The organism is Pedobacter hiemivivus (assembly GCF_004331685.1).
Taxonomy (GTDB): Bacteria; Bacteroidota; Bacteroidia; order Sphingobacteriales; family Sphingobacteriaceae; genus Pedobacter; species Pedobacter hiemivivus.
Window position 1 is genome coordinate 161,095 of the sequence record NZ_SJSM01000010.1, and the last position, 26,320, is coordinate 187,414.

Sequence of the window (26,320 nt, forward strand, 5' to 3'; positions counted from 1 at the left end):
AATCATAAATTAATGCCCCGAATTTAGCAATTTAAAATATTCTGCAATTTTATTTTTATAATAATGATTCAGATTAGGCGGCAATTTTTGTAGCCATTCCGTTTCATTTTTCTCCAGCGTTTTAAATTTTTCCTGCATTTGTTTGTAAGACGGAGGTAGATCTTTGCCCGCTTTACTTTCCCTTTTTGCATCCTCATCTTGCTCGCGTTGCGCATTCTCCGCCTCTAAAAGTTTGGTCAGTAAGTCTTTTTGGCGCCTCATCGTTTCCTGCTCCAGACGCTTGTTTACCAATTCCGATTCCGTAGCCTTCATGTCTTGGATCATTTGGTTGAGGTTGCCAAGGCCACCTTTTCCATCTTTGTTTTCTTCTCTATTTATTTTTTGTAGTGCTTCGCGGATCATCTGTTGCTGCTGGGCCATTTTGCCAAACTCTTCACTCATCGTACCCTTAGGCACCGCCCCTTTATTTCCTCCCTTTTGCATTTGATCACGTGCTTTTTGCATGTTGTTGTTCAGCTGTTGTTGCATCTGCTGCAACTGCTTCATGCTTTGTTTTTTCTTTCCTTTTCCGCCACCTTTGCTATTTTTCATCATGTCCTGAAGTTGGTCAAGTGCCTCATTCAGCATTAAGGAAAGATTATTTACCGAAGTCATGGTGTATTGCTGGTTCTTATTGGCTGCAGCCGTATTTCTTTCGCCCAGGTTTTCCAAGCCCTTATCTATATTAAAATTAATCTTCTGCATTTCCTCATTTACGGCGGTTTCAATCTGGGGAACGCGTTTACTTAATGAAAAAAGACTGTCGGCAATGGTTTTCATATTGTCTTTGATCTCGCGTTGTTTTTGCACGTTGGCCGTATACTGCGGATCGTTATTATTTAAGCGTCTAAGATTCAGCATCACCTTTTCCTGATCAAATGATGTTTTAAGTAGGTTTTCGAGCAGCTGCCGTAACTCTTGAGCATTCACATTATTTTCCATCTCGGCAGATTCCTGTTGCATTTCAGCCATTTTTTTTGCTTGTTGCTCCATCTGCTCCGCCGCCTTCTGTTGATTGTCAGCCGCCTTTTTCTTCTCATTTTTACTTAGCTGCTCCTCACTATTTTTTTGTTGCTGCTCAATGTCTTTCATTTCCTTTTCGGGAGCCTGAAAAGCATTGGGGCGCTCTAATTCCTTATTTTTCTCATCCAGATTTTTAATCTCTTTTTTAAGCTCCTCAAAGGATTTGGAAAGCTCCTTTTGTTTGTTTTTCAAGTCCTCAAGTGGAGCGTCTTTGCTTAAACTCTGCTTTGAAAGCTCCTTTTGGTCTTTGGCCAGGTCATTTAGCCGATCTATCTTGTTTTGTAGGCTTTGTTCAAATTCTAGTTGCTTGTAGAGTTCTAAAATTCTGTCCAGCTCATTCTTTAAAGATTTATTGTCCATTTGCATTTTGGACAGTTCATTTTGCGTCTGATCTTTGTTGTTTTGATCCATCAAGCTTTGCAGCTTTTCCAGCAAGGCTTTGGTTTTCTCGTCCAGCACATTGTTAAACAGGTCATCAATCTGCTTTTGCTTATCCGCCAGCTCCTGTTTTAGTAGGTTATTCTCTTCTTTTTCGATGGTATTCTTTTTATTCAGCGTGTTGATCTCTTTAACCGCTTCTTCCAATTGTTTTTGCTTCTCTAGTAGCTGTTCAATCTGCTTTTTATCATCAAATGATATTTGTTTTTTATCCAGCAAGGTTTCGCCCAATTTCTTACTTTCCCTTTCAACCTGTCCGGCAAGCTTTATGGCCTTTTCCATTTTCTGTTTAAGCGCCTGACTGTTTTCATTTATTTTTTCGGCAACCTGTTGGGAAGAAGGTACAGCATATACTTTAAGCTCCGATTTAGTTGTTTTAGGCCCGTTTACGCCATCATTGTCTGTTACTTCAAAGAAGTACTCTAAAATCTGTCCAGGTTTTATCAGCGGCTCGTTTAAGTCCCAAAAGAAAAAGAATGAATCTTCCTGTTGCGCTTTTTTAATGGAAATGGCCTTACTTACGGTATTGATAATTTTATCCTTTTCCTTGATGTTGTATTTGAATTTGAGCGAACTAAATCCATGGTCGTCCGTTATATTTCCAGAAAAGTATAAAGCTTTGCTACTTAGCGAGTCTGGCACTTCAGTAATCGAAATCCCCGGAAACTCGTCTTTGATCACATTCAACTGATGCGTAAGGGAGTCATTACTGCTAACAAAACTGTTTTTAGGGATAATGCTGTACTTTGAGTTATCACGAATGGTACTGGCATAGGAAAACACATTATTTAAAGCCGTTAATACCTGTGGCTTATTGCCCAGTACAAAAGTCAGGCGATCGCTGTTTCTGGTTTCCAGTTCCCAGGTTACATGGGTACCTTCAGGAAGCATCAGGTCTCCTGCGTTTTTAATCTGTTCGTTTTTTTTATTTAAGTAACCTGGGTAACGCAATAGGGCTGTTACCATAACGACAGCGGGGCGTGGCTTTACTTCAATCAGAAAAGAGGCGGAGTTGAATCCTCCCGCAGAAAACGTTATTTTTTGTGTTTTTTGGAGGTTTTTGAAGGTGTAATTAAAGTGGGTATTGTTTTCTTTTTCTAATTTATAAGTATTTGTACCATCCCTGAGGTACACTTCTTGAGGAATCTCGTTGCCATTTAATTTAAGTTTTAAAGGCACATCATCGCCTTGGGCAACCATTAGATTGGCGGTTAAGAGCTGAAAATCAAATGGAGCTTTGGGTAATATTTCCTTATTATACTGCACAAAACTACTGGTTCCTTCTTTTAAGATGCGGGGAGCGATTATGGCAATCAGTAAAATAACGGATGCCGGAGCAAGAAAATATTTGATGTATTTTCTGTTGTCGCCCAGCTTTATGGCGCTCGAAAAGGGGATTGGATTTAGTTCGGCAATCTTCTGATCTATTCCAGCCATGATCAGCTGGCTGTTGTCCGGTGAAGCATCGGCCATAGCCTTCAGTTGCAGTGTATTCAGCAGTTTGTCTTTTACATTGAAAAAATGATGGCCAATAATAGTTGAGGCTTGTTCAATGCTTAAGTTTTTCCCCAGTTTAAAATAAGCCAGCGCAGGCTTAATAATCAGGACTGAAATGGTGGCGATAGCCAAGCCCAGGTACCCGAAAAAAAGTACTGTTTTAGTCGTTGTGCCGGGCTGAGTATAATAGGTAAATACAAATAGTAAGAGATATAAAGCCAGTAACAGGGCCATTGCATAAATGCTGCCCCGCAAAAGTTTATTGAGGTAAAACTTCTGCGTAAACTCATTAATTTTAGCAATTAAAAGTTCGTAGTTACTGTTCATTTGTGGGGCTAATAGCTTAAAGGTAAACGTGAGGACAGTTTTTTGATAAAAATAGAGATATTAATCTTTGTTTTATTTAAGTCTCGTCAATTATTAACTTTAAGAAAACATTTATATTGTTTTATTAATGATATTTTAGTAGAAAAAACACAAACAAATGAAACATTCATCTTTAATCATTATCCTTATGGTAGTGACTTTAAATGGCGCTTTTGCGCAGAAGAAGGCAAAGCCGATTAAAACCTGGAACAAAAACGTGGTGATTGCCCACCGCGGGGCTTGGAAAAAGAACGGTCTACCCGAAAACTCTATTGCATCGTTAAATGAAGCCGTGAGAATTGGCTGTCATGGGGCTGAATTTGATGTCCACATGACTGCCGATAGCGTACTGGTGGTGAACCACGATGCGGATTTTTTGGGTCTGCATATAGAAAAATCAACTTATCAGGAGCTGTTGAGTAAAAAGCTTTCCAATGGCGAGTCTATTCCTACCCTTGAGGCTTATTTAAAGGCCGGTATGAAGCAAAAGACGACCAAACTGATACTGGAGATCAAACCATCGAAAGCAGGAGCGGAGAACGACAAAGTTTTGGCGACTAAAGTCGTGGCGATGGTTGCTAAATTAAAAGCTCAGCCATGGGTGGATTATATCAGTTTTAGTTACGAGATCTTGAAAAAGGTTAAAGAACTTCAACCAGATGCAAATGTAGCCTATCTTGCTGGGAATGCTCCATTGGAAAAGCTTAAACAAGACGGGTTTTATGGTGCTGATTACCAATATGGCGTGTATCAAAAAGGAGAGTGGTTTGCCAAGGCAAAAGAATTGGGTTTAACCATCAATGCCTGGACGGTAAATGCAGAGCCTGAAATGAAATGGTTGTTGGATAGTAAAATAGAATTTATCACTACCAATGAGCCTGAAAAGCTATTTGAACTGATCAAAGAGCGGAAATAGGCTTTAAAAATTCAGCATGAGGAGTGCCATAAAACAAAAAAGCATCGCGGGTTATCCGCGATGCTGTACAATTTATGTTTTTAATAATCTAGATTACTTTAACATTAATCGCATTCAACCCTTTTTTGCCGCTTTCAACGTCGTATTCAACTTTGTCGTTCTCACGAATTTCGTCGATAAGGCCTGTTGAATGTACAAAGATTTCGCTATCTCCGTTTGCAGGGATAATAAATCCGAAACCTTTTGTTACATTAAAAAATTTTACTGTTCCTTCTTGCATTGTATTATTTATTAATAAATTAAGTGTGCAAGATACATATTATTTTTTTATAATGTGCAAACGCTTCATATTTTGATAAATTTAAAATAAAACGTCCTTTAAACACCTTTCTTACGGCCTGAGACGATTAAATTTATCTCGCTGGAATGCGGAATTCCGAGCGTTTTTCCTGGAATAACCTGGAAGAGGTTTTTCAGATAAACATTGATTATTGCCTCCAATGTTTTCTTCCTTGGCTCGTAATTTTCGGGGAAATCTACACGAAAATTGCCGAGGTGAATTTTGCCTTTTTCATCTACTACTGCCGAAAACTCATAGCCAAAATTATCATATGCATTTGCGAGGTCTATCCGGTAGCGTGGGAAAAGATAATCATAGGATTCTGTCCTACCCACCAGCTTATCAACGGTACTGATTTTCTTTACCTGAACCATTTTACTTAAGGGAATAAAGGTTACCGGCTGGCGCCCGGCAAAGGCACTATCTCGGCTATCAGGATTCCTATTCGATTTTGCTGCAAGCTGTTGAATATAAAGCGTGTCCGCCTTTGTAGGACGTTGTAGCGCCTCTGCCGTCGTTTTAAGCGTTTTATTGATATAGTCTTGAGCGTAGTAAGTAATATTTACATCCGATCGGATGTCTTTTGATATTTCCCTGCCCGTTAAATGAAGTCGCTGAAATACCAGGCTGTCTTTGCTAATCTTTTTGATCTTAAACCACTCCTTCGCAAAATTATATACCTCACCATGATCGTAATGCAAGAAAAAACTTTGCATCCTTTTCTTTTGCGGACTATAAGCGCTTATGGTATCGGGAGATTTGAACTGGATAATCCAGGTTGGTTCCTGCTGAAAGCCCAGTTCATTAAAGGAAAGTCCGTTACTGAATCGGCGTTTTACCTCATGATATTTTATACCAATAATCGAATCAAAGGACAATCGGCCAGCAGGTTTTGAACTTTCTTTAGTTGTACTGTTACAGCTGCTGATAAGTAACGCAAGGCATGTCAGGGTGGTTAGAATACAAGATTTCGTCATGCAAGGATTAAAGGCTTCTATATGGAAAGGCAAAGTTATAAGAATCCTTTATATTCTTTGTTTAAGCTTAAAAACCTTCAGAACCAATTCATCATTTCGCCTAATGGACAGGATAATTGTTTTGCCTTCTACAGATTTAAAGAGGTTATTGATATCATCTAGTTTAAAGGAGGCTGCCGGAGTAAAGTGGATCGTTATAATTTCATCGTCGACCAATACGCCTGCGTTTTCGGCTGGAGATCCTGGTTCAATCCTGCTGATGAAGTAGCGCCTTATTTGTCCGTCTTCCAGATATAACTCAATCCCCGACATATCATGCTCAAAAGGGCGTTTAAACTGGCTATTTTTTCGTAAGTACATCGAATTGTCCGCGTAGTCGAATATCACATTAAACCGGCTCAATATGTCCGCTCCTAAGTTTCCATTGCGGTCTTTTAGTAGAACTTTAGCTGCAACATCATCATATTTGGGGTAAGATGCCAGTACGTTTTTCATCGCAAAACTGCCTATTTTTAAAGCGGAAACCCTGCCAATATTCCCGTCTATAGGACCGCTCATGCCTACCCCCAGATTTGCCTTTATAGAAGCCGCCGGAACAGGGAAAGGCTTTTCGTTCAATCGTTCTAATGAAATGGCATGACTGGCGCCGTTATCAATCAGCATTTTGATCTCAGCTTTGCCATATTCAGGATTTTCAATGGTGATATTTGTATAGGGTTTATAGGAACTGATCTCAATAGGAATCCTTTCACCCTTTATTTTACCCCCACTATTGGGGTGTTTAAACAATAATCTCTTGGTCGAATACCGCAACTCAACCACAAAGCTTTTAAAGAAATAATAGCCCAATAAGCCATATACTTTTGTGCCTAAATAGTTTGATAAACCGAAAATGTCTCTCTTCAATATGGCTGTAGGAATGTTATCTATGTATGATTTACCTAGCTGTGCCGAAACATCATTAGAGATATAAGCCTCTATTTCATTCCCGCTCCCCAGGCCCGAGATTTTAATTGTACGAGACACTTTAATTCCAATGCTATCAATTAAGCTTGGATCGGTAATAATCAAAGGGCCAACGCCGGTGTCTAAAATGAAATTATAGGGACCTTTGTTGTTCAAATAAAGCGGGATGATGATGAGGTTTTTAACTTGCAAAAAAGGCATTGCATCCTTATTTCGGTCCCCTTTAAAATAAAATTGCTGTCCTTGAGCTGTAATAACGACACAAACCTGAATAATCAAGACAAGCTGATAAATTCTAAGTTTGCGGAAATTAATTATGCTCATTAACAATTTCATTAAACTAAACTACTAAATTAGTAGCAGTATGGTTAGATCTGCGCATAAAAGTATTCAACTAAAAAAGAATAATTTAAAATCCTACCTGTATGTCGGCCTGGTTAGCCTGGGTCTTTTTACCAGTTGCTCGACCGAAAGGCGAATTTCAAGGAATTTAAACAAGGTTTTTTCAAGCTCTACGGTACTTAAGCAGTATTATGCTGGCTTTGCGTTGTATGACATGGCTGGCGATCGGATGTTGTTTGAACAGCATGCTGATCAGTATTTTACCCCCGCATCGAATACCAAGTTGTATACCTTTTATGCGGGCTTAAAAATGCTTCCCGATTCGATTCCGTCTCTTAGGTACATAGAACGAGGAGATTCTCTAATTTTTTGGGGAACAGGTGATCCCTCTTTTTTGCAAAGCAAGCTAAAGGGAACAAAAGCAGCCGATTTCTTAAGGAATACCACTAAAAAACTGTTTTATGCCCCTGGTAGGTATTCAGGTAATTTTTATGGTGGTGGTTGGCAATGGGATGATTATAATGATTACTATCAGGCCGAGATCAATGAGTTGCCCATCATGGATAATTTGGTCGACATTAGGAATAAAAATGGAGCACTAGTACTGTCGCCAGCGATATTGGAGGATTGCTTTGCAATGGATTCACTTTCAACACAAAAGACATTTAGTGTTAACAGAGATTTTGGGGGCAACCATTTTAGGTACCCAAATAGGCCTGTGCCAGCAAATTATCACCAGCAGGTTCCGTATAAAGTGGGGCTTCCGCTTACATTAACGCTTCTTTCCGACACGCTCCATAAGGATATCGAGTTGATAGCGCTAAAAATGCCTCCTAATGCGAAGACCATTTATAATTTAAAAACCGATTCGGTACTTAAGGAAATGATGTTGCCAAGTGACAATTTCATCGCGGAGCAGCTGCTTTTAGTCTACGCGAACCAATTAGGAGAAGAGTTGAATACAGCTAAAGCCATTGCTTATATTGAAAAGAATTACCTCTCTACTTTGCCGGATAAGCCGGTTTGGGCGGATGGATCGGGTCTTTCGAGGTATAATTTGTTTACACCCAGAGATATGGTTAAGTTGTTGGAGTTGATTTATAAAGAAGTAAATGACCCTCAGCGCTTATTCAGTATGCTGCCGGCTGGCGGTAAAAGTGGAACGCTCAGAAATGCTTATCCTAAAACAAGCCAGCCCTTTGTATTCGGTAAAACAGGTACGCTTTCTGGGGTGCACAACCAAAGTGGTTATGTGCTTACGAAGAAGGGTAAAACCTATATTTTCTCTTTTATGAACAACAACTTTGTCCTACCTACAGGTGATGTAAGAAGAGAAATGGGCCGGATTATGACCTATATCCATGAAAAGTTTTAAGGCAAAGTATTTATAGCTTTTTAAATGGGATATCCATCAAATTATAGGCCCGCCAGCCGATAAAATCAAAATGCCACCATTCATTTTCTAGTACCCTGAAGCCATATTGCTGCATGGTATTGATGAGCAACTGCCTGTTTTTTATGATTTCGGGAGGCAACTTGGTATAGCTCACCGCCGCTTCGGGGGCAAAACTGTCGTATGCCGTCGGCATTTTAAGCTCCTTACCGGTTTTCAAGTTGATTAAAGTCAGGTCAACGGCGCAGCCCCGATTGTGTCTGGAGCCTCTGTTTGGGTTGGCTACAAACATTTTGTCCGAGGCTTCCTTATAAAAAGCAACTGTTATGCTATAAGGACGATAGGCATCAAACACTTTTAGGCCATAGCCCTTTTTTTTAAGGTTTGCCTGCACTTTTTTAAGTTGAAGAACCACCGGTTTTCGGGCGAATGCTCGGGCTTGAGGGTACATTACGCGCTTCATAAAGTTGTCTTTAGTCGCGTATTTGATATCTAGAACGAGCCCGGGAACATACTTTTTAATTTCCAGAAGCCGATAGTTGCTGTTCTTTTTGCAAGAATCTAAATATTCAGGATAGGCGTTTATAGCCAGCCCATAAGGGTTGAGGTTATTCTTTTGTGCATGAACAGAAAAACAATAGCCTACCAATAAGAGCAGGAGAATTTTTTTCATTGATGAGGGCGTTACTGATTGGCAGCTACGATTAGATCCAGGTCTTTATAAGGCAAATTAAACATGCTGGCTAGATCTTTACTAGTAAGATGGCCTTGGTAAATGTACAGCGCCTCTCTTATACCCGGTTTGCTCCAAACAAGATTCATTAATCCTCCCATATCACCTATGTCTACTAAAATTGGGGTAAAGATATTGGTAAGTGCATATGAAGCTGTCCTTGGTACTCTAGAAGCTATATTAGGCACACAATAATGAATCACATCATGCTTTCTAAATACTGGATTCTTATGGTTGGTTACTTCCGAAGTTTCAAAACATCCACCCTGATCAATACTTACATCAATCACCACCGAATTTGGTTTCATCCTGGCCACAGTTTCTTCCATCACCACACAAGGGCTTCTGCCATGCGTAGCTCGAATGGCGCCAATCACCACATCACAGGTTGTAATGGCTTTGCTCAGCACGATAGGTTGCATCACAGAGGTGAATACGCGGGTTCCTAAGTTATTTTGAAGGCGTCTAAGGCGATAAAGAGAGCTATCGAACACTTTCACCTCTGCGCCAAGCGAAATGGCTGCACGGGCAGCATATTCGCCGACAGTTCCTGCACCTAGAATAACAATCTCAGTTGGTGGAACACCGGTAAAGCCACCCAGCATTAATCCCTTTCCTCCGGTCACATTACTTAGGTATTCAGCCGCAATTAAAATCGAGGTTGCTCCAACAATTTCACTCATTGAACGGACGACGCTTAAAATATTTCCTTCATCTCTAATGTGCTCAAAACAAATCGCATTGATCTTTTTATTTAGGAGTGCTTTAAGGTAGGATTCTTTAAGTGCGCCCATTTGCAGGGCTGAAATTAGGGTTTGTCCTTTGTGCATCATGGCAATTTCCCCTACAGTTGGTGGCGCGATCTTTACAATGATATCGGCATCAAAAACCTCCTTTTTATGGAAGCTAATTGTTGCACCCTGTTCACTATACTCATTATCAGAGAAATTTGCGGCTACACCGGCTCCACTCTCAATAATTACTTTGTGTCCATTGTTTACAAGTAATGCAACAGATAAAGGGGTCAATGCAATCCTGTTTTCCTGAAAGGAGATCTCTTTTGGAATGCCAATGTACAAGCTGTTGTTCTTCTTACTTATCTCTGCCATTGCCTCCTTTGGTTGTATTAAACCTTGCTGAGCAATGGAGGCCATACCTTCGCGTAATCCTGTAGCCATTTTCATTTATAGATTTGGATTGAAATTAAGCAAATTAGCTGAAATAAAGAGTGTTTGGCGTTTAAATTTTTGAAATTGACAATATACGGTCATTCTCATTCTGTGCCGAAATTTCTATTTTTACAAAATGTAGGGGTAAAAGGGGGGCAATTTTCTCCGGCCACTCTATAAAACAGATATTTCCCGAATAAAAATATTCTTCGTAGCCAATATCATAGGCTTCCTGCAGGTTTTTAATTCTGTAGAAATCAAAGTGATAAATGACTTTGCCATTGGCATCGTATTCGTTCACAATAGAAAATGTTGGACTGGTAACCACTTTCGTTACCCCCAGTTCTTTAGCTAAAGCTTTGATCAAGGTGGTTTTTCCAGCGCCCATTTCTCCCTCAAAAATAAAAATCTGGTCGTCCTGAGTGGCTTCTATGATTCTTTTTGCCGCATTTTCAAGGCCACCAAGGCCATTAACTTCAATTTTTATAGTTTCCATACTTAAGCAAATTTATAATAATTCGAATAATTTCTAAGTGTACTGATACAGATTGGGCTGAACAGATCTGTATCAGCGTTTTGGCAGCGTGCTTAATGAATAGGGAATGACAAGGGGGTAAGTAGGGAATGAGTAGCGGATTCCTTTACCTTTCCTTTACCGTTGGGTTGGGGTTGCTATACCCTAGGGGTAAAGCAAGGGTATAGCAAAGGTAAAGGAAGGGTAACGCAGGGGTAAAGCAACCCCCTACTTATCCGCTATTCATTCCCTACTTATCCCCAACTCATAGTAATACGTGACAACACTGTGTCTTGTCCTGATTCAGCATGTGTTTTATAAACTCATGGCAGGAATTAACAACAGAAAGGCCGCATCAAAACATGATGCGGCCTCCGGTAAAATTGATAAAAGCGGTTATAGACTATCTCGAGCTGTAGGTTGCAATAGGGATAATCATCTCTTCCAGGGAAATACCTCCATGCTGGAAAGTCTCATTGTAATAGTTTACAAACTGATTATAGTTGTTCTGATAAACAAAATAGCGGTCTTCCTTCGCGAAAATGTAGTTAGAGCTGATGTTTATTTTAGGCAACTGCGCTTCATGTGGGTTTTTAATCAAAAAGACCTCTTTAGCATTGTAATTAAGGTTTCTTCCTTGTTTATAACGCAGATTGGTATTGGTATTTCTGTCGCCAATTACCTTACTTGGGTGCTTAACCCGGATGGTACCATGGTCGGTCGTAATCACCAGTTTAACCCGTTTCTGTGAAATCTTTTTAAGCAAGTCCATCAATGGAGAGTGCTCAAACCAAGAAAGGGTCAATGAGCGATAGGCAGCATCGTCGTTAGCTAGTTCGCGAATCATCTGCATATCGGTACGGGCATGCGAAAGCATATCTACAAAGTTGTAAACAATAGCATTGAAGTCGTTTTGCAATAAGTTGTTGACTTGCTCATTCAGGGCCCGACCATCGTCATAAGTCAGGATTTTATTGTAGCTGAATTTGCATTCCTTCCGTAGGCTACGTTTGATCTGATCAGCAAGAAAAGCAGCTTCGTGCATATTCTTTCCTCCTTCATCATCATCATTCTGCCACAAACCAGGGAAGCGTTTTTCCATCTCCAAAGGCATTAAACCTGAGAATATGGCATTTCTGGCATATTGCGTCGCTGTAGGCAGAATGCTGCTATAAATATCCTCATCATCCATTCTAAAGTATTCGGTAATTAATGGATTAATGATGCGCCATTGATCGTAGCGAAGGTTATCAATCAGGATAAAGAAGACAGGAGTGGTGTCGTTAATTAATGGGAATACCTTCTTTTTTAACAGTTCGTTTGACAATAATGGAGCCGTTCCTTTGCCATTTACCCAGCCCAGGTAGTGGTCTTCAATAAATTTGGAAAATTGAGTATTGGCTTCAGATTTTTGCATCGTTAGAATCTCATGCATTTGTGGGTCGTCCAATTTTTCGAGCTCTAGCTCCCAAAAAACCAGTTTTTTATATACTTCAACCCATTCCTCATAACTCAGCTTGTCATTTAGTGTCATCCCCAGCCGTCTAAAGTCCTGCTGGTAAGCCATAGATGTCTTTTCGCTAACCAGACGCTTATTGTCAATGAGCTTTTTAATGGTCAGTAAAACCTGCTTAGGATTCACGGGTTTAATCAGGTAGTCATCTATTTTAGATCCAATGGCATCTTCCATCAGGTTTTCTTCTTCACTTTTGGTGATCAGCACCACAGGCACATCGTTTCTGATGTTTTTTATGGCACTAAGGGTTTCCAATCCACTCATTCCTGGCATATTTTCATCCAGAAAAACTAAGTCAAAATGCTCCTTTCCAAACGCTTCAAGGGCATCATTTCCATTGGTGTAGGTGGTTACATGATATCCTTTTTCATTCAATAATAATATATGTGGTTTTAATAAGTTAATCTCATCATCGGCCCATAAAATCTTAGTCTCTTGCATCATTATATCTGTATAATGTAAAAATAATTCCTCGAAAAGAGTCTTCTCCTTCTTAGTTATGGATAAAAATAGCAATTTTTGTACCGCATAATTTATTTTTAGAGATTGAACAAAAAGAAAATCATAAATGATCCGGTATATGGCTTCATAAATATCCCTTCTGAAATCATATTCGACCTGATCGCTCATCCGTATTTTCAAAGGCTCAGGTATATTAAGCAGCTGGGAATGACACACCTTGTGTATCCAGGGGCTTTACATACCAGGTTTCATCATGCTATAGGCGCGATGCACTTGATGAGTTTGGCGATTGAAGTGTTGAGAGGGAAAGGGCATGAAATTACTTCTGCGGAAGAAGAAGCTGCCACAATTGCCATTTTGCTGCATGACATTGGCCATGGGCCTTTTTCTCATGCGCTGGAGCATACTTTAGTGAATGGGATTAAGCATGAGGATATTTCTATGATGATGATGGAAAAACTGAATGTAGAATTTGAAGGGCGATTAACTTTAGCAATCAATATCTTTAAAGGGGATTACGCAAAAACTTTTCTTCCCCAATTGGTTTCTAGTCAACTTGATCTTGACCGAATGGATTATTTGAATCGTGACAGCTTTTTTACGGGGGTAAGCGAGGGCGTAATTAGTTTTGACAGGATCATTAAGATGTTTAATGTACTGGATAACCAACTGGTGATTGAGGAGAAGGGGATTTATTCAATCGAAAAGTTTTTGATTGCCAGAAGGTTAATGTACTGGCAGGTATATCTGCATAAAACGGTGATTGCCGGAGAAATGTTGTTGGTTAAGATTTTAGAGCGCGCAAAATATTTGGCAGGAAATGGCGAAGTATTATTTGCAACGCCAGCACTACAGCATTTTTTAAAAAATGAGATTACGGAGTCAGAATTCTTTACTTCGGATTTGCATTTATCGCAGTTTTCAAAATTGGATGATCAGGATATTTTTGCTTCGGTAAAAGTTTGGGCGGATCATCCGGATAGAGTTTTGTCGGTGCTTTGTGGCATGCTTACCCAAAGAAATTTGTATAAGGTGGAGATCAGTAATGAGGTTCCTAACAAAAACAGGGTGAATGACTTGCGGGAAAGAACGGCAGCTTTTTTAAAAGTAAATGAAACAGATGTATGTTATTTTGTGTTTACGGATATAATTAGAAATAGGGCCTATAACGCCGGTAGTGGCAATATTAATATTCTGTTGAAAAACAATACCATCATTGATATTGCAAAAGCATCGGATTTATCTAACTTAGAATCTTTAGACAAGACTGTAAAGAAACATATACTTTGCTATCCGCGAATTATTTAGCACAATTTAACAAAATATTAAATAATTAATCCCGTTTTTTAGGTAGTTGATTGAAGACGTCAGTCAATTACCTAAAGAGGTTTATTTGTTCATATCAATTTAACATATAACTTTGTAAAATGCAATTTACTGCCAAGCAGATAAGTGAGTTTATAGATGGTACCATTGAAGGCGACGAAAACGCAAAAGTCAGCGAGCTTTCAAAAATAGAAAATGGTAAGACTGGTTCTTTATGCTTTTTATCTAACCCTAAGTACGAGAACTATTTATACCAGACAAATGCGTCAGTGGTAATTGTTGGGAAAGACTTTGTGCCTTCACAAAAGGTAGGCAGCACCTTAATTCGGGTTGCTGATCCATACAGCGCTTTCTCAGTTTTACTGGATAAATATAATGAGGTGGTTAATCAGGCCAATACTCAAACGGGCATCGAACAGCCAAGTTTTATCCATCCATCAGCAAAAATTGGTAAAAATGTATTTATTGGTGCATTTTCTTATGTAGCTGAGAATGTGGAGATTGGTGATAATAGTAAAATTTCGCCCCAAGTATTTATTGGTGCGGATAGTGTTGTCGGAAAAAACTGCATTATTTCTCCGGGGGTAAAGATTTACAATCGTTCTGTTTTAGGAAATAACATCATCATCCATTCTAATACCGTAGTTGGTAGTGATGGATTTGGCTTTGCTCCGCAGGCAGATGGAACGTATACTAAAATCGCGCAGATTGGCAACGTGGTGATTGAAGATGATGTAGAGATTGGGGCTAATACAGCGATTGATAGGGCTACAATGGGCTCTACTTTCATCAGAAAAGGCGTTAAGTTGGACAATTTGATCCAGATTGCGCACAATGTTGATGTTGGTGAACACAGTGTTGTTGCAGCACAAACCGGAATTTCTGGCAGTTCAAAATTGGGCGAGAAGTCTGTTATTGGCGGCCAGGTAGGTATTGCCGGACACCTTTCCTTAGCCAAAGGAACCCAGATTGGTGCTCAGGCAGGAATAAATTTTAATACGACTGAAGAAAATAAACAATGGCATGGCAGCCCTGCTCAGCCATTAAGAGATTGGATGCGGGCTTCTGTGATTTTTAAGCAGTTGCCGAGCGTTGAAAAAAGAATAGCTAGCCTTGAAGCAAAAATAAAGGAGCTTACCTTGATCATCGAACAAAACAGTACAATAGCAAATAATAATGAACGTTAAACAAAAGACCATAAAAAACGAAGTTTCGGTAAGCGGTGTAGGCTTGCATACTGGAGCAAATGTTACACTTACATTTTGTCCGGCACCGGAAAATCACGGGTTTAAATTTCAAAGAATTGATCTGCCTGGAAGTCCGATAGTTGATGCAGATTGTGATAATGTTACCGATACAGCGAGAGGAACAACCATTACTCAGAATGGAGCGAGTGTAAGTACGGTAGAACATGTTATGGCCTCTTTGGTTGGAATGGACCTGGATAACGTGCTGATGAAGCTTGATGGCCCGGAAACACCAATTATGGATGGAAGTGCAATCGAGTTTTTAGATGCTTTAGAAAGTGCTGGTGTTCAATTGCAAAGCGTGGATAGAGAATATTTCCAAATTCCACATAACATTACTTATACAGAGCCTGATAGAAAAGTTGAGATTGTTGCAATGCCTTTAGACGACTATAGGTTTACTTGTATGATCGATTACAATTCACCGGTTCTGGGTAGTCAGCATGCTGGCATATCTAGTATTGCTGAATTTAAGAAAGAAATTGCTTCCTGCAGGACTTTCTGCTTTTTGCATGAACTGGAATATCAATTGCAAAACAACCTCATTAAAGGTGGTGATTTGAATAATGCCATTGTTATCGTTGATAAAGAGGTAACTAAGGAAGAATTGGATCATCTGGCTAAAATATTTAAGCGGAATGCAATTGAAGTTGCACCGCAGGGTATTTTAAATAACATGGAATTGAGGCATCAAAATGAGCCGGCAAGACATAAATTGTTGGACATGATTGGTGATCTTGCCTTGGTTGGTGTTCATTTGAAAGGCCATATTATGGCTGCAAGACCTGGCCACGCGGCTAACGTAGCTTTTGCTAAAAAAATCAAAGCAGCCATCAAAAAAGAAAAAAATAAAAAGGTGCATCATGTTTATGATACGACCGTAAAACCGCTATACGATATTGTTCAGATTATGGACATATTGCCTCACCGTCAGCCATTTTTGTTTATCGACAAGATATTGGAATTGAGTAAAACTCATGTTGTTGGTGTGAAAAATGTAACCATGAACGAGGAGTTCTTTAAAGGTCATTTTCCAGGAGCGCCTGTTTTTCCGGGTGTGATTCAGATTGAAGCGATGGCTCAAACTGGAGGAATTTTAGTGCTGAGTACGGTGCCTGATCCAAGAAATTACCTTACCTTGTTCCTCAAAATTGACAATGTGCGATTTAGAGCACAGGTTTCGCCTGGCGATACTATAGTTTTCAGATGTGATTTAATGGAGCCGATTAGAAGAGGCATCGCACAAATGAAAGGTGTAGGAATGGTAGGCGGAAAAGTGGTGGTTGAAGCAGAAATGATGGCCCAAATCGTAAAAGTAAAAGAAAACGAAACTACATGATACAACCCTTAGCATATATACATCCTCAGGCGAAAATAGCCGATAATGTGGTTATTGAGCCCTTTGCTGTCATTCATAAAGATGTGGAGATCGGTGAGGGTACCTGGATTGGCTCTAATGTGGTGATCATGGATGGTGCACGGATAGGCAAGAACTGCAGGATATTTCCTGGCTCTGTAATCTCCGGTGTTCCACAAGATTTAAAGTTTGCCGGAGAGGTGACTACGGCGGAAATTGGCGATAACACAACCATTCGTGAGTGTGTGACCATTAACAGGGGGACTAAAGATAAATGGAAGACTGTTATTGGCAGTAATTGTTTGATTCAGGCTTATTCTCACATTGCGCATGATTGCGAGGTTGGAGATTACTGCATATTTTCGAATAGTACGACACTTGCTGGTCACATTACGATTGGTAATTACGTGGTTTTGGCAGGATTGGTGGCAATCCACCAGTTTGTAAAAGTGGGTTCGCATGCTTTTGTAACCGGTGGTTCATTGGTTAGAAAAGACGTCCCTCCATACGTTAAGGCCGCTAGAGAGCCTTTGTCGTACGCTGGAATCAACTCCGTTGGTTTGAGAAGAAGAGGGTTCTCTTCTGAAAAGATCAACGAGATACAGGAAATTTACAGGGTTTTGTTTGTGAAACACAACAACGTAACCAAAGCGCTGGACATGATAGAAGCTGAATTTGCACCTACGGAGATCCGCGATGAGATTGTAGATTTCATCAGAAACTCTAACCGTGGCGTGATGAAAGGCTTTGGTTCGGGAAGTTAGGATCCTGGTGAATGACAATCGACTTAGCTAACGTTGGGAGAAGATTTAACCAGGAGTGGATTTTCAGGAATGTAGATTATTCGTTTCTTTCTGGAGAAAAATATGCAGTCTTAGGACCAAACGGTTCTGGTAAATCTACTTTGTTGAGTGTCTTGCTAGGAAATTTATCTCCATCTGAAGGAACTATAAGTTACAAATCGGGGGTTGATATCCCCGTAGAGGAGATTTATAAATCCATCAGCTTTGCTGCGCCTTACCTCGATTTAATTGAAGAGTTTACACTTCAGGAAACCATTAACTTCCATTTTAAATTTAAAGCCTTTTACGAGGGTATGAACGCCGAATCGGTGTTAGATCTACTCGGACTTGCCAAATCGCAGGATAAGGCTTTAAAATACTTCTCTTCGGGAATGAAACAGCGCACCAAGCTTGTGCTGGCTTGTTGTTCCAATACTCCAATTCTTTTACTGGACGAGCCCACGTCTAACCTGGATCTGCAGGGAATGGGCTGGTACTTGCAGTTAATTGAGCGATTTTCGGTAAACCGAACGCTAATTATAGGCTCAAATCAAGAGTCGGAGTATTCCTTTTGTAACCATTTTGTGGAGTTGACGGATTATAAATAAGTAATATTTATATTTGAAAACGGGCCAAAACGGGCTATTTGAGACTTAAAATGCTTTTATTAAATTATTTTTAAATTACTATTGTGGAATCGATAAATAGTCTTTACCTTTGCGGCACGAAAAAAGGCCGAAAGTTTAGGCACAATTTCAAAACAAAATGGCAAAAGCATCAGAAGTAAAAAATGGGAACATACTTCGTTTCAACGGAGATCTGGTACAAGTAGAGGAGTTTTTACATCGTACACCCGGAAATTTACGCGCTTTTTATCAAGCTAAGATGCGGAATGTGAAGACTGGTAAAACAGCTGAGTATAGGTTCCGTGTTGATGAAGAGGTTGAGATTTGCCGTGTTGAAACCAGCGATTACCAGTTTTTGTATGAAGATGGTGAAGCACTAGTAGTAATGGACAATACTACATTTGAACAGTTTAACGTACCGAAAGCATTATTCGGTAAGAGTATTCGGTTCTTGAAAGAAGGAATGAATGTAATTATCGCATTTGAAAGTGAAGAGCCAATTATGGCGCAGACACCTTCTCATGTTGAATTAGAAATAACCTACTCGGAGCCTGCAGTTAAAGGCGATACTTCTACAAATGCATTGAAATATGCGACGTTAGAGACAGGAGTAGAAATAAAAGTCCCAATGTTTATCAATCAGGGCGATAAAGTTAAGATTGATACACGTACTGGTGACTATGTTGAAAGAGTAAAATAAGAATTTTCATAGTTTAGTTTTAGGTTTAGGTTGATTGTGGCTTCGGAGTGGTTCCCGAAGCCATCTTTTTTTATGGGATTTTTTTGGGTTGAAAAATCAAATTATGCTTCTGAGGCTGGAACCTTTTGCCCAGAAGAAGGGCAAAACTGGGAAGCATTCTTGAGGGCTAAAATCAGTAAGAACTGCCGAAAAAATTCCTAGGCCTCTTCAGCACAATATTGATTTTTCTTTATGAGCCCAAACTGGGGCCATAAAAAAAGATAGATTCGGGGTTTTGTGTATATTTCAGGGCTTGTAGTTATATTTGTTTTGATGACAAAAGCAGAGATTAGAAAAGTTGCAACAATGCAGCGGAAATGGCTTTCTGAAGACCAGATTGAAGATTATAGTCTACAATTGCTAAGGCAATTCTCTTTGTTGGACTTCTCATCGGTTCGTACGATTCATGTATTCCTGCCTATTACGGAGAAGAAAGAACCAAATACTTTCCTTTTTATTGATTGGTTGAGCGTTAATTATCCGGAGATCAAGATCATAGTTCCAAGGGCTGATTTTGATACTGCATTGATAACGAATTATGTGTATCAGGGTAAGGATGGTCTGGTTAAGAATCTATACAATATTTTAGAGCCTGCACAGGGGGAGTTACATACCGGGGAAGTGGATCTTGTGCTTATTCCTATGTTGGCTTTTGACTTACGGGGTTATCGCGTAGGTTATGGTAAGGGTTTTTATGATCGGTTTTTGCAAAATATAGCAACTAAAAAGATTGGGCTATGCTTTTTTGACCCGGTTGAGCAGATCAGCGATGTGAACGAACATGATGTATGCCTGAATCTTTGCATTACCCCAAATAAAGTTTATTCATTTTAGGGGGTAACAAATATTAACTTTTGCTGATATCTCTACAAACAGTTTGATTGTAAACTAAAGGAGAACGTTATGAAAAGGTTAATATTAGTGGTACTGGCGGTTTTGTTAACCGGCGTTACCTGGGCACAAAAGAAGTCGGATGCGACGATAAATAATAGTGGTAAACTTCAGATTTCGGCCTTTGGAGGCCTTAGTATGCCGCAGGGCAAATATAAAAATGAGATTGGAAGAGCTAAGAACGGTTATTTTGGAGGCCTTGCGATAGATCAATATTTTAAAGGGAATAAATGGGGGATTGGTATTGATGCCCGGTTTTTGAACCATGATATCAGGAAATTTGACAGTGTATTTTTTGATAATGGGTACATCGCTACTGATTATGTAAATCACCCTTCTTTCCAACACATTGGAGTTAGTATTGGTCCAACTTATAAATCTAATTTTGGTAAGCTAGATCTGGAAGCTTTTCTTCGTGGTGGTGTATTGTTTCAAGGATTTCCCCAATACAAAGAGTCTGTTTATGTAAACCAGGCCTCTGGTCCGCCACTTCCTTTATTCGATACGCAGTATACTAGCAATCCTAAGCGCATTACAAAGGCCTGGATGGGATTAGGCGGTCTTCGGATATCTTATGCGCTTAACGAGCATTGGGGCGTGTTTGCGCAGGCTGATTATTTGAGAACCTTCGGCAAAAGCTTTGGCAGCGACTCCAGTGAGTTTCATATCACTAAATACGCGGTAAAAAAAGCACTGACAGCTTCGGACGTGCTTACGGTAAACAATAATGCTATCACCAATATAAATACTTACTATGAAGAAACCCCTACTATTCAAAATACATATGTACAAGCCGTAAATGTTGGCTTTGGAATTAAATATACATTTGGCGCTAAACGTAAAGTTGCACCGGTAGCTCCAGCGACTAAAACGGTAGCTCCGCCAGTAAGTGCTGCACCTAAAGATATTTTGGTTGTAGTTAAGGATAAACAAACGGGCTTGGCTTTAAGTGGTGTTATCGTTAAAATCAGCAAAAATAACATTGACAATACCTCTATCAGCAATGCTGATGGTCAGGCTGAACGGGTTTTAAAAGCAGAAAAGGGTGCTTATCTGATCACAGCTGTGAAAAATGGCATTGCAGCAGAGCCCGTGGCGATAAGTATTGCTGATTTTAACAATGCTGGTAATGTGATTTATAAAGAGATTTATCACGATGACCCTAGATTTACCTTGATTGGAGAGACGGTTAGGGCTAATGATAACTCTAAATTGCCGGGTATTGGTACGGTACTGACTAATGCAACGAACAGTAAAAACATGACTCAGATTTCTGATGGCGAGGCTAAATTTGTTTATCAGTTGGAGCAACAGTCTGATTACAATATTGTGGCCAATCAAGCAGGGAAATTTTCGCAAACTGAAGGCGTGACCACAAAAGGGCTGGATAGAAGTAAAACGTTATATGTTACGCTGAAACTTGGGGTTAATAATTTGGATGCAGGGGCTGTCTTTGTTCTTAAGAATATCCATTATGACTTTGATAAGTCTTATATCAGACCAGATGCTGAGCGGATATTGGACAATTTGTTAAATGTGATGTCGCAAAACCCTACATTGAGAATCGAGCTATCATCTCATACGGATAGTCGTGGTAAGGATGCTTATAACATGCGTTTATCGCAACATAGGGCGGAGGCCGCTGTAAATTATTTGGTAAGCAAAGGTGTAGATCGCAACAGGATGGTGGCTAAAGGTTATGGGGAGACCCGTTTGCTGAACCGTTGTGGAAATGGCGTAGAATGTAGTGATGAGGAGCATCAGGCGAATAGACGGACCGAAATAAAGGTTTTGAAGTATTAAAATGTACATAAAAGTAAAAAGGAGGTCCGTATCATAAGTCATGATGCGGGCCTCCTTTTATTTTTGCGACTTGATAAAATCGCTTATAAGATACGTTAGGGTCTTCGGGATGGCTTTAGACTGTCTGCCGTCAATTAAGGCAACAGCGCCCTCGCAAATGTGTAAATACGCGTATTTTTTGGCTGAAGTTAATATCAACTTCCGGATTTCGTTTAAACTGAAGCCTGAAGGGGTCACTGCACTGGACAATACATTTTCTATGCAATCCATATCAAGTTCCAATCCTGTTGTAGTTCCTGTTTTTTTAACAAGATTATTCCATGCGGAAAAGATGGGCTGATCGCTTTTTAGAAGATCATCAAAAAATACTGGATAGATATGTTGGTTTGCGGCTATGGTTTCAAGGATAGCGTTGTTGTTGTAGTTTTGGTGCAGTCCAAATATACCATAGCGGGTTAAGAAGCCATCTTTTATCGCATAACTGAACCCGTTGCCGCTATGTCTCCCGCTTGCAGGTCTTAAATCTGCATGTGCATCTATATTGATGACATCAATAGGGACTTTAAAGCCTAATGATGCTCCTTTGATAATTGGGTAGGCATTGTTGTGGCCACCACCGATAACAATGGGCGTTTTGCCTGCGGCAACTATCTTTTGAATGATGGGGTAGACCAAGTCGTCGATCTCTGCTACTTTCTGCTGAAGATGGGGGATGCCCTCTTCTGAGGGCTCTGTAATAGCAAAATGGCCAAGAACTAGTAGCTCCTCGCCGTTAAAAAAGGGGGTGCTTTGTATGTTTAGGAGCGCTTTAAGGGTTGGCTCCCAGGTAGAGGCTGCACCTCCAATGCCATAATTGGCACGTACGCCAATATCTTCGGGGATCCCAACCAGCACAAATTGAGCGCTTGAGCTTGCAATTTCATCTAGTGTGGCTACTGTTTGAACTTTCTGGCCCAACTTAACTTCTCCCTCACGTAGATTGGTTAAGGCCAGGATTGCTGCAGCATTGTATAACTTAAGGCCGTCCATTAGCTTATTTTGCCGTTTAATACGATGGTTTCTATTTGCGATTGGCCAAAGCTATAAGGCAGAAAAGCAAGGGAAGACATCGGTCTGGTTATAAACAGGTTGGCTTTTTTGCCTTTAGCAATACTTCCAACTTCTGCGCTGAGTTCCATTGCAGCAGCTCCATTGATGGTGGCTGCGTTTATGGCTTCTTCCGGGCGCATCCGCAGTTTAATACAGGCTAAAGAAACTACTAGATTCATGTTTCCGGAAGGAGTAGAACCAGGGTTATAATCTGTTGCTACGGCAACTGGAATGTTTGCATTGATTAGCCCTCTGGCATTGGCAAAAGGGATATTAATGTAGAATGAGCAGGAAGGTAGTAGCGTTGCGATGGTGTTGCTTGCTGCCAAGCTTTCAATCGCGGCATCATCTGTAGCTTCCAGATGGTCTACAGAAATGGCCTGATGTTTTACGCCAACCTGTACACCGCCAGATACAGACAATTGATTGGCGTGTATTTTAGGCTTTAAGCCATATTTTGCGGCAGCTTGTAGCAACCTATCTGTGTCGTCCACAGAGAAAAAGCCATGCTCGCAAAATGTGTCCATATAATCCGCTAAACCTTCATCAGCGATTCTAGGGAGCATTTCTTCAATAATCAGTTTGATATAGCCCTCATGGTTATTTTTATATTCAGGTGGATAGGCATGGGCCGCGAGAAAAGAGGCTTTAATGGGAATTGAGAAGTTCTCTTTTAATCTGCGGATGACCTTGAGCATTTTTAATTCGCTATCAGTGCTAAGTCCGTAACCACTTTTTATTTCTACTGCTCCGGTGCCTTGTCTGGTCATGTCGGTTAGACGTTGTGCTGCAGAATCATATAAATCGTCAGCTGTTGCTACTTGTAATTTCCTTGCCGAATTTAAGATGCCACCACCTGCTGCAGCAATATCTTCATAGCTTTTACCATCAATTTTCATCACAAACTCTTCCTCCCTTGAAGCAGCAAAGACGATATGTGTATGCGAATCGCACCATGAAGGGAAAACAAAACCACCATTGGCATCGTGTGTAACGATGTAATTGGGCAAATGATCCGGTAACTGGTCCATGGAGCCAAAGTCTTTTATTTTTCCACCTTCACATAAAAGCCATGCATTTTCTATTCCGGGAAGCTTTTGCATCTGGCTACCCCTTAAAAGGAGGGTGTTTTCTGGGTGTAAGCCAACTAGTGATCGGATATTGGTAATGAGCAGGTCTGACATGATTAAGGGTTTAATTCCAATAAAACAGGACAGTGATCGGAGTGAATGGCATCGGCCAGAATGGTTACATTTTTCAATTTCTCCAACATTGGTTGTGTAGCCAGGTGGTAATCGATCCGCCAACCCAAGTTCTTTCCTCTGGAACCGGCTCTGAAACTCCACCAGGTATAATGGTGCGGATCTTTGTTGAAATGTCTGAAAGTATCGATGAAGCCGTTTGTTAAAAATAATTCCATCCACTCGCGTTCTTCAGGCAAGAAGCCGGAAGAATTGGCGTTTGATTTCGGGTTATGGATATCTATCGCAGTATGGCATATGTTGTAATCCCCAGAAATGATCATGTGAGGGTGTTCTTTGCGCAATTCATCGATATAGGTATCGAAGAACCGCATAAATTCATACTTTTTAACTTGTCTTTCATCACCACTAGATCCAGAAGGCATGTAAAGGCTCATCAGCGAGAATCCGTCGAAATCGGCTCTTAATATCCGCCCTTCTTTATCAATCCATTCTTCTCCACAACCATATTCAACATGATTTGGTTTTATTTTGGTAAGTATAGCAACACCGCTATACCCCTTTTTTTCGGCAGGAAACCAGTAGTGGTGGTAGCCCAATTGTTCTACTAAACCAAGGATTTCTGGTATTTGTGAGGGTAGTGCTTTAACTTCTTGCAGGCAAACCATGTCGGCGTTAGTCTCTTGCAACCAGCCGATAAAGTTTTTGGTGGTAGCAGAGCGGATGCCATTTACGTTATAGGATATAATTTTCATTATCGTATGCTTGTTTTTTATGCTGTTAATGATGCTTTTTTTAATGCTTTAGCTTGTTTAGCAAATTCTTTTTCTAGCTTTTTTGCTTCACGACGTTTTAAAACGGTAATGGTCATTTTTACGTCGGTTATGGGCCTGTTGTTGCCGTCGGTCTCCATAACTGCAATTTTATCTACCAGTTCAATGCCTTTTACAATTTCTCCGTAAACGGTATAGCTTTTATCTAAATGGGGGGTGCCACCCAGTGTTTTATAAATTGCTCTTTGCGATTCTGGAAGTTTAAATTTCAGGCGGTTTTTCTCTAGCGCGTCCAATTGTTCATCCGTAAATTTTTTACCTTGTACCAGGTAAAACTGACTGCCGCTGGATGCTTTTTCCGGGTTGTCGTCTCTTGCTGCGGCCAGCACTCCTTTTTTATGAAAAAGACTGTCACGAAATTCGGCAGGAACGGTGTAGCCTACGGTTCCTTCACCCAATAGGGCCCCTTTAACGGCGGTCTTTGAGTCTGGATCACCGCCTTGGATCATAAAATCTTTGATCACCCGGTGAAATAAAGTTCCGTTATAAGTCCCTTTTTCGGTTAATTTTAGGAAGTTGTCACGGTGTTGTGGAGTTTCGTTGTACAGCTGGATAATGCATTCGCCCAGGTCTGTTTTTATTTTAACGTATTGGTGTTTTGGCTTTGCTGAAAAGGCGGAAATAAAGCACGCACAAAGTATTAGGGTAATATAATTCTTCATTGTCAGTTTAATTACCCGGCTAAGTTAAGTTAAATCTACTTTATTCAATAGGGCGCATTAAAATGTTAAGCATAGTCTTTCTTATCATAGATCAACAATTGGGGCGGATATTCGTTATAGCTTTGTAACTTATTAATTTAAAGATTATGAAAAGATTATTTTTATTCCTGGTTGCTGTTTCCATCAGCGTTGCCTCATTTGCGCAAACGAAGTGGACAGTAGATCCAATGCATTCTTTTGTTAACTTTTCGGTTAAACACATGGGAATTTCATTTGTAGATGGTTCATTTAAGAAATTTGATGGTTCGGTCGTTGCGGCGAAAGCGGATCTTACCGATGCAAAAATCAACTTTACTGTGGATGTAAATAGTGTGAATACCGGTGTTGAAATGAGAGATAATCACCTTAAAACCGATGATTTTTTTAATGCTGCTCAATATCCAACAATGACTTTTGAAAGCACTTCATTAAAAAAAGGTAAAGAAAACAATTATACTTTGGCTGGAAAATTAACCATCCGTGATGTGACTAAAGATGTTGTGTTTGCTGTTGTTTATGGCGGTACAGCTAAAGATCAACAAGGAAATACTAAAGCAGGTTTTACTGCAACTACAACGGTTAACCGTTTGGATTATAACATTAAATACGATCCTACTGGTGCTGGTGTAGCTAAAGATATTAAAGTTACTTTAAACCTTGAGTTTACTCAAGCTAAGTAATCTAATCAATAACAGGCTGGATCATTAATCGATTTATGCTATTCTTTATGCGCTTCGTCATCCTGAATTTATTTCACTGTTGTCCGGAGAAAATGATAAAACACAAAAAAAGCGGCTTAATAAATCATTAGGCCGCTTTTATATTTTAAAATTGATTTCAAAGCCCCCAAAGCTAAGCTGATTAGTTTTAAGTGCTACAGGTAACTTATCTGGGTCGTTTAAAAAAGTGAAAAGATTAATGTAACTCATCAGATGTAGTCTTATAATTGAACTAAGGTTCGAGAAAGACCATTTTCTTTTAAGCTGCACTTGAATCAGTTTGACCAGTAAATCAGATATAAACGCACACCATA

Annotated in this window: 23 protein-coding genes and 1 pseudogene; 11 read left to right on the forward strand and 13 right to left on the reverse strand. The window is 40.0% G+C overall.

What is annotated here, in order from left to right; translation table 11 throughout:
• Positions 1 to 9 precede the first annotated feature (9 nt).
• Positions 10 to 3,324, reverse strand: coding sequence for a DUF4175 family protein (locus EZ444_RS16480; protein ID WP_131610244.1), 3,315 nt, complete (start codon positions 3,322 to 3,324; stop codon positions 10 to 12).
• A 157-nt stretch (positions 3,325 to 3,481) separates the two neighbouring features.
• On the opposite strand from EZ444_RS16480, the gene EZ444_RS16485 reads away from it, so the two are divergent.
• Complete coding sequence (locus EZ444_RS16485; protein ID WP_131610245.1) at positions 3,482 to 4,279, forward strand: glycerophosphodiester phosphodiesterase; 798 nt, start codon at positions 3,482 to 3,484, stop codon at positions 4,277 to 4,279.
• Between the two features lie 88 nt (positions 4,280 to 4,367).
• Here EZ444_RS16485 and EZ444_RS16490 read toward each other — a convergent pair whose 3' ends face one another.
• The 3 genes from EZ444_RS16490 to EZ444_RS16500 all read right to left on the reverse strand — a co-directional run bounded on the left by EZ444_RS16490 (position 4,368) and on the right by EZ444_RS16500 (position 6,886).
• On the reverse strand, positions 4,368 to 4,559 hold the full coding sequence (locus tag EZ444_RS16490) for a cold-shock protein (protein WP_008241764.1): 192 nt from the start codon (positions 4,557 to 4,559) through the stop codon (positions 4,368 to 4,370).
• Positions 4,560 to 4,657: 98 nt separating this feature from the next.
• A complete protein-coding gene (locus EZ444_RS16495; RefSeq protein WP_131610246.1) occupies positions 4,658 to 5,596 on the reverse strand; it encodes a hypothetical protein in 939 nt (312 codons plus the stop codon).
• Between the two features lie 48 nt (positions 5,597 to 5,644).
• Entirely contained in the window at positions 5,645 to 6,886 is a 1,242-nt protein-coding gene (locus EZ444_RS16500) for an aspartyl protease family protein (protein ID WP_225874750.1), read from the reverse strand.
• A 40-nt stretch (positions 6,887 to 6,926) separates the two neighbouring features.
• On the opposite strand from EZ444_RS16500, the gene EZ444_RS16505 reads away from it, so the two are divergent.
• Positions 6,927 to 8,279: a D-alanyl-D-alanine carboxypeptidase/D-alanyl-D-alanine-endopeptidase gene (locus EZ444_RS16505; RefSeq protein ID WP_131610248.1), complete on the forward strand. Its 1,353-nt coding sequence runs from the start codon at positions 6,927 to 6,929 to the stop codon at positions 8,277 to 8,279.
• Positions 8,280 to 8,289: 10 nt separating this feature from the next.
• Here the strand turns inward: EZ444_RS16505 and EZ444_RS16510 are convergent, their stop codons facing one another.
• The 4 genes from EZ444_RS16510 to porX form a co-directional block, all read right to left on the reverse strand.
• The gene (locus EZ444_RS16510) at positions 8,290 to 8,970 is read right to left on the reverse strand and encodes a M15 family metallopeptidase (RefSeq protein ID WP_131610249.1); all 681 of its coding nucleotides are present in this window, start codon (positions 8,968 to 8,970) and stop codon (positions 8,290 to 8,292) included.
• A gap of 11 nt (positions 8,971 to 8,981) precedes the next feature.
• On the reverse strand, positions 8,982 to 10,208 hold the full coding sequence (locus EZ444_RS16515) for an alanine dehydrogenase (RefSeq protein ID WP_131610250.1): 1,227 nt from the start codon (positions 10,206 to 10,208) through the stop codon (positions 8,982 to 8,984).
• A 61-nt stretch (positions 10,209 to 10,269) separates the two neighbouring features.
• Complete coding sequence (gene tsaE / locus EZ444_RS16520; RefSeq protein WP_131610251.1) at positions 10,270 to 10,695, reverse strand: tRNA (adenosine(37)-N6)-threonylcarbamoyltransferase complex ATPase subunit type 1 TsaE; 426 nt, start codon at positions 10,693 to 10,695, stop codon at positions 10,270 to 10,272.
• 421 nt (positions 10,696 to 11,116) lie between these two features.
• A complete protein-coding gene (porX, locus tag EZ444_RS16525; protein WP_131610274.1) occupies positions 11,117 to 12,670 on the reverse strand; it encodes a T9SS response regulator signal transducer PorX in 1,554 nt (517 codons plus the stop codon).
• 105 nt (positions 12,671 to 12,775) lie between these two features.
• Between porX and EZ444_RS16530 the strand changes: the two genes are divergently transcribed.
• The 8 genes from EZ444_RS16530 (at position 12,776) to EZ444_RS16565 (ending at position 21,462) form a co-directional block, all read left to right on the forward strand.
• A complete protein-coding gene (locus tag EZ444_RS16530; protein WP_131610252.1) occupies positions 12,776 to 13,999 on the forward strand; it encodes an HD domain-containing protein in 1,224 nt (407 codons plus the stop codon).
• Between the two features lie 119 nt (positions 14,000 to 14,118).
• Entirely contained in the window at positions 14,119 to 15,204 is a 1,086-nt protein-coding gene (gene lpxD, locus EZ444_RS16535) for a UDP-3-O-(3-hydroxymyristoyl)glucosamine N-acyltransferase (RefSeq protein WP_131610253.1), read from the forward strand.
• Positions 15,194 to 16,603 carry a bifunctional UDP-3-O-[3-hydroxymyristoyl] N-acetylglucosamine deacetylase/3-hydroxyacyl-ACP dehydratase gene (locus EZ444_RS16540; protein WP_131610254.1) on the forward strand — a complete coding sequence of 470 codons (1,410 nt, stop codon included), beginning with the start codon at positions 15,194 to 15,196 and terminating at the stop codon, positions 16,601 to 16,603. Before lpxD ends, EZ444_RS16540 begins: the two co-directional genes overlap by 11 nt.
• Complete coding sequence (gene lpxA, locus EZ444_RS16545) at positions 16,600 to 17,385, forward strand: acyl-ACP--UDP-N-acetylglucosamine O-acyltransferase (RefSeq protein WP_131610255.1); 786 nt, start codon at positions 16,600 to 16,602, stop codon at positions 17,383 to 17,385. Before EZ444_RS16540 ends, lpxA begins: the two co-directional genes overlap by 4 nt.
• An 11-nt stretch (positions 17,386 to 17,396) precedes the next feature.
• Positions 17,397 to 18,011 (forward strand): ABC transporter ATP-binding protein, encoded by a 615-nt coding sequence (locus EZ444_RS16550; protein WP_131610256.1) that lies wholly within the window; start codon positions 17,397 to 17,399, stop codon positions 18,009 to 18,011.
• A 157-nt stretch (positions 18,012 to 18,168) separates the two neighbouring features.
• Complete coding sequence (gene efp / locus EZ444_RS16555) at positions 18,169 to 18,729, forward strand: elongation factor P (RefSeq protein WP_131610257.1); 561 nt, start codon at positions 18,169 to 18,171, stop codon at positions 18,727 to 18,729.
• A 312-nt stretch (positions 18,730 to 19,041) separates the two neighbouring features.
• The gene (locus EZ444_RS16560; RefSeq protein ID WP_131610258.1) at positions 19,042 to 19,602 is read left to right on the forward strand and encodes a 5-formyltetrahydrofolate cyclo-ligase; all 561 of its coding nucleotides are present in this window, start codon (positions 19,042 to 19,044) and stop codon (positions 19,600 to 19,602) included.
• A gap of 69 nt (positions 19,603 to 19,671) precedes the next feature.
• Positions 19,672 to 21,462, forward strand: a complete 1,791-nt coding sequence (locus EZ444_RS16565) for an OmpA family protein (RefSeq protein ID WP_131610259.1) — start codon at positions 19,672 to 19,674, stop codon at positions 21,460 to 21,462.
• Between the two features lie 57 nt (positions 21,463 to 21,519).
• On the opposite strand, the gene EZ444_RS16570 is transcribed toward EZ444_RS16565, so the two are convergent.
• From EZ444_RS16570 to EZ444_RS16585, 4 genes are read right to left on the reverse strand one after another with little or no spacing between them, the layout of a single operon-like run.
• A complete protein-coding gene (locus EZ444_RS16570; RefSeq protein WP_131610260.1) occupies positions 21,520 to 22,491 on the reverse strand; it encodes a formimidoylglutamase in 972 nt (323 codons plus the stop codon).
• Complete coding sequence (gene hutI / locus EZ444_RS16575; protein ID WP_131610261.1) at positions 22,491 to 23,735, reverse strand: imidazolonepropionase; 1,245 nt, start codon at positions 23,733 to 23,735, stop codon at positions 22,491 to 22,493. The genes EZ444_RS16570 and hutI overlap by 1 nt, the downstream gene beginning before the upstream one ends.
• 2 nt (positions 23,736 to 23,737) lie before the next feature.
• On the reverse strand, positions 23,738 to 24,508 hold the full coding sequence (locus EZ444_RS16580) for an exodeoxyribonuclease III (RefSeq protein WP_131610262.1): 771 nt from the start codon (positions 24,506 to 24,508) through the stop codon (positions 23,738 to 23,740).
• Between the two features lie 17 nt (positions 24,509 to 24,525).
• Positions 24,526 to 25,248 (reverse strand): peptidylprolyl isomerase, encoded by a 723-nt coding sequence (locus EZ444_RS16585; RefSeq protein WP_131610263.1) that lies wholly within the window; start codon positions 25,246 to 25,248, stop codon positions 24,526 to 24,528.
• A gap of 146 nt (positions 25,249 to 25,394) precedes the next feature.
• On the opposite strand from EZ444_RS16585, the gene EZ444_RS16590 reads away from it, so the two are divergent.
• Positions 25,395 to 25,967: a YceI family protein gene (locus EZ444_RS16590; RefSeq protein WP_131610264.1), complete on the forward strand. Its 573-nt coding sequence runs from the start codon at positions 25,395 to 25,397 to the stop codon at positions 25,965 to 25,967.
• A 138-nt stretch (positions 25,968 to 26,105) separates the two neighbouring features.
• Here the strand turns inward: EZ444_RS16590 and EZ444_RS27435 are convergent.
• Positions 26,106 to 26,320 (reverse strand): annotated as a pseudogene (locus EZ444_RS27435) (hypothetical protein); the annotation flags it as partial.

Bases quoted from the DNA above. Each gene is read 5' to 3' on its own strand.
- EZ444_RS16480 (WP_131610244.1), bottom strand. From the start codon at position 3,324: ATGAACAGTAACTACGAACTTTTAATTGCTAAAATTAATGAGTTTACG.
- EZ444_RS16485 (WP_131610245.1), top strand. From the start codon at position 3,482: ATGAAACATTCATCTTTAATCATTATCCTTATGGTAGTGACTTTAAAT.
- EZ444_RS16490 (WP_008241764.1), bottom strand. From the start codon at position 4,559: ATGCAAGAAGGAACAGTAAAATTTTTTAATGTAACAAAAGGTTTCGGA.
- EZ444_RS16495 (WP_131610246.1), bottom strand. From the start codon at position 5,596: ATGACGAAATCTTGTATTCTAACCACCCTGACATGCCTTGCGTTACTT.
- EZ444_RS16500 (WP_225874750.1), bottom strand. From the start codon at position 6,886: ATGAGCATAATTAATTTCCGCAAACTTAGAATTTATCAGCTTGTCTTG.
- EZ444_RS16505 (WP_131610248.1), top strand. From the start codon at position 6,927: ATGGTTAGATCTGCGCATAAAAGTATTCAACTAAAAAAGAATAATTTA.
- EZ444_RS16510 (WP_131610249.1), bottom strand. From the start codon at position 8,970: ATGAAAAAAATTCTCCTGCTCTTATTGGTAGGCTATTGTTTTTCTGTT.
- EZ444_RS16515 (WP_131610250.1), bottom strand. From the start codon at position 10,208: ATGGCTACAGGATTACGCGAAGGTATGGCCTCCATTGCTCAGCAAGGT.
- tsaE (WP_131610251.1), bottom strand. From the start codon at position 10,695: ATGGAAACTATAAAAATTGAAGTTAATGGCCTTGGTGGCCTTGAAAAT.
- porX (WP_131610274.1), bottom strand. From the start codon at position 12,670: ATGCAAGAGACTAAGATTTTATGGGCCGATGATGAGATTAACTTATTA.
- lpxD (WP_131610253.1), top strand. From the start codon at position 14,119: ATGCAATTTACTGCCAAGCAGATAAGTGAGTTTATAGATGGTACCATT.
- EZ444_RS16540 (WP_131610254.1), top strand. From the start codon at position 15,194: ATGAACGTTAAACAAAAGACCATAAAAAACGAAGTTTCGGTAAGCGGT.
- lpxA (WP_131610255.1), top strand. From the start codon at position 16,600: ATGATACAACCCTTAGCATATATACATCCTCAGGCGAAAATAGCCGAT.
- EZ444_RS16550 (WP_131610256.1), top strand. From the start codon at position 17,397: ATGACAATCGACTTAGCTAACGTTGGGAGAAGATTTAACCAGGAGTGG.
- efp (WP_131610257.1), top strand. From the start codon at position 18,169: ATGGCAAAAGCATCAGAAGTAAAAAATGGGAACATACTTCGTTTCAAC.
- EZ444_RS16560 (WP_131610258.1), top strand. From the start codon at position 19,042: ATGACAAAAGCAGAGATTAGAAAAGTTGCAACAATGCAGCGGAAATGG.
- EZ444_RS16565 (WP_131610259.1), top strand. From the start codon at position 19,672: ATGAAAAGGTTAATATTAGTGGTACTGGCGGTTTTGTTAACCGGCGTT.
- EZ444_RS16570 (WP_131610260.1), bottom strand. From the start codon at position 22,491: ATGGACGGCCTTAAGTTATACAATGCTGCAGCAATCCTGGCCTTAACC.
- hutI (WP_131610261.1), bottom strand. From the start codon at position 23,735: ATGTCAGACCTGCTCATTACCAATATCCGATCACTAGTTGGCTTACAC.
- EZ444_RS16580 (WP_131610262.1), bottom strand. From the start codon at position 24,508: ATGAAAATTATATCCTATAACGTAAATGGCATCCGCTCTGCTACCACC.
- EZ444_RS16585 (WP_131610263.1), bottom strand. From the start codon at position 25,248: ATGAAGAATTATATTACCCTAATACTTTGTGCGTGCTTTATTTCCGCC.
- EZ444_RS16590 (WP_131610264.1), top strand. From the start codon at position 25,395: ATGAAAAGATTATTTTTATTCCTGGTTGCTGTTTCCATCAGCGTTGCC.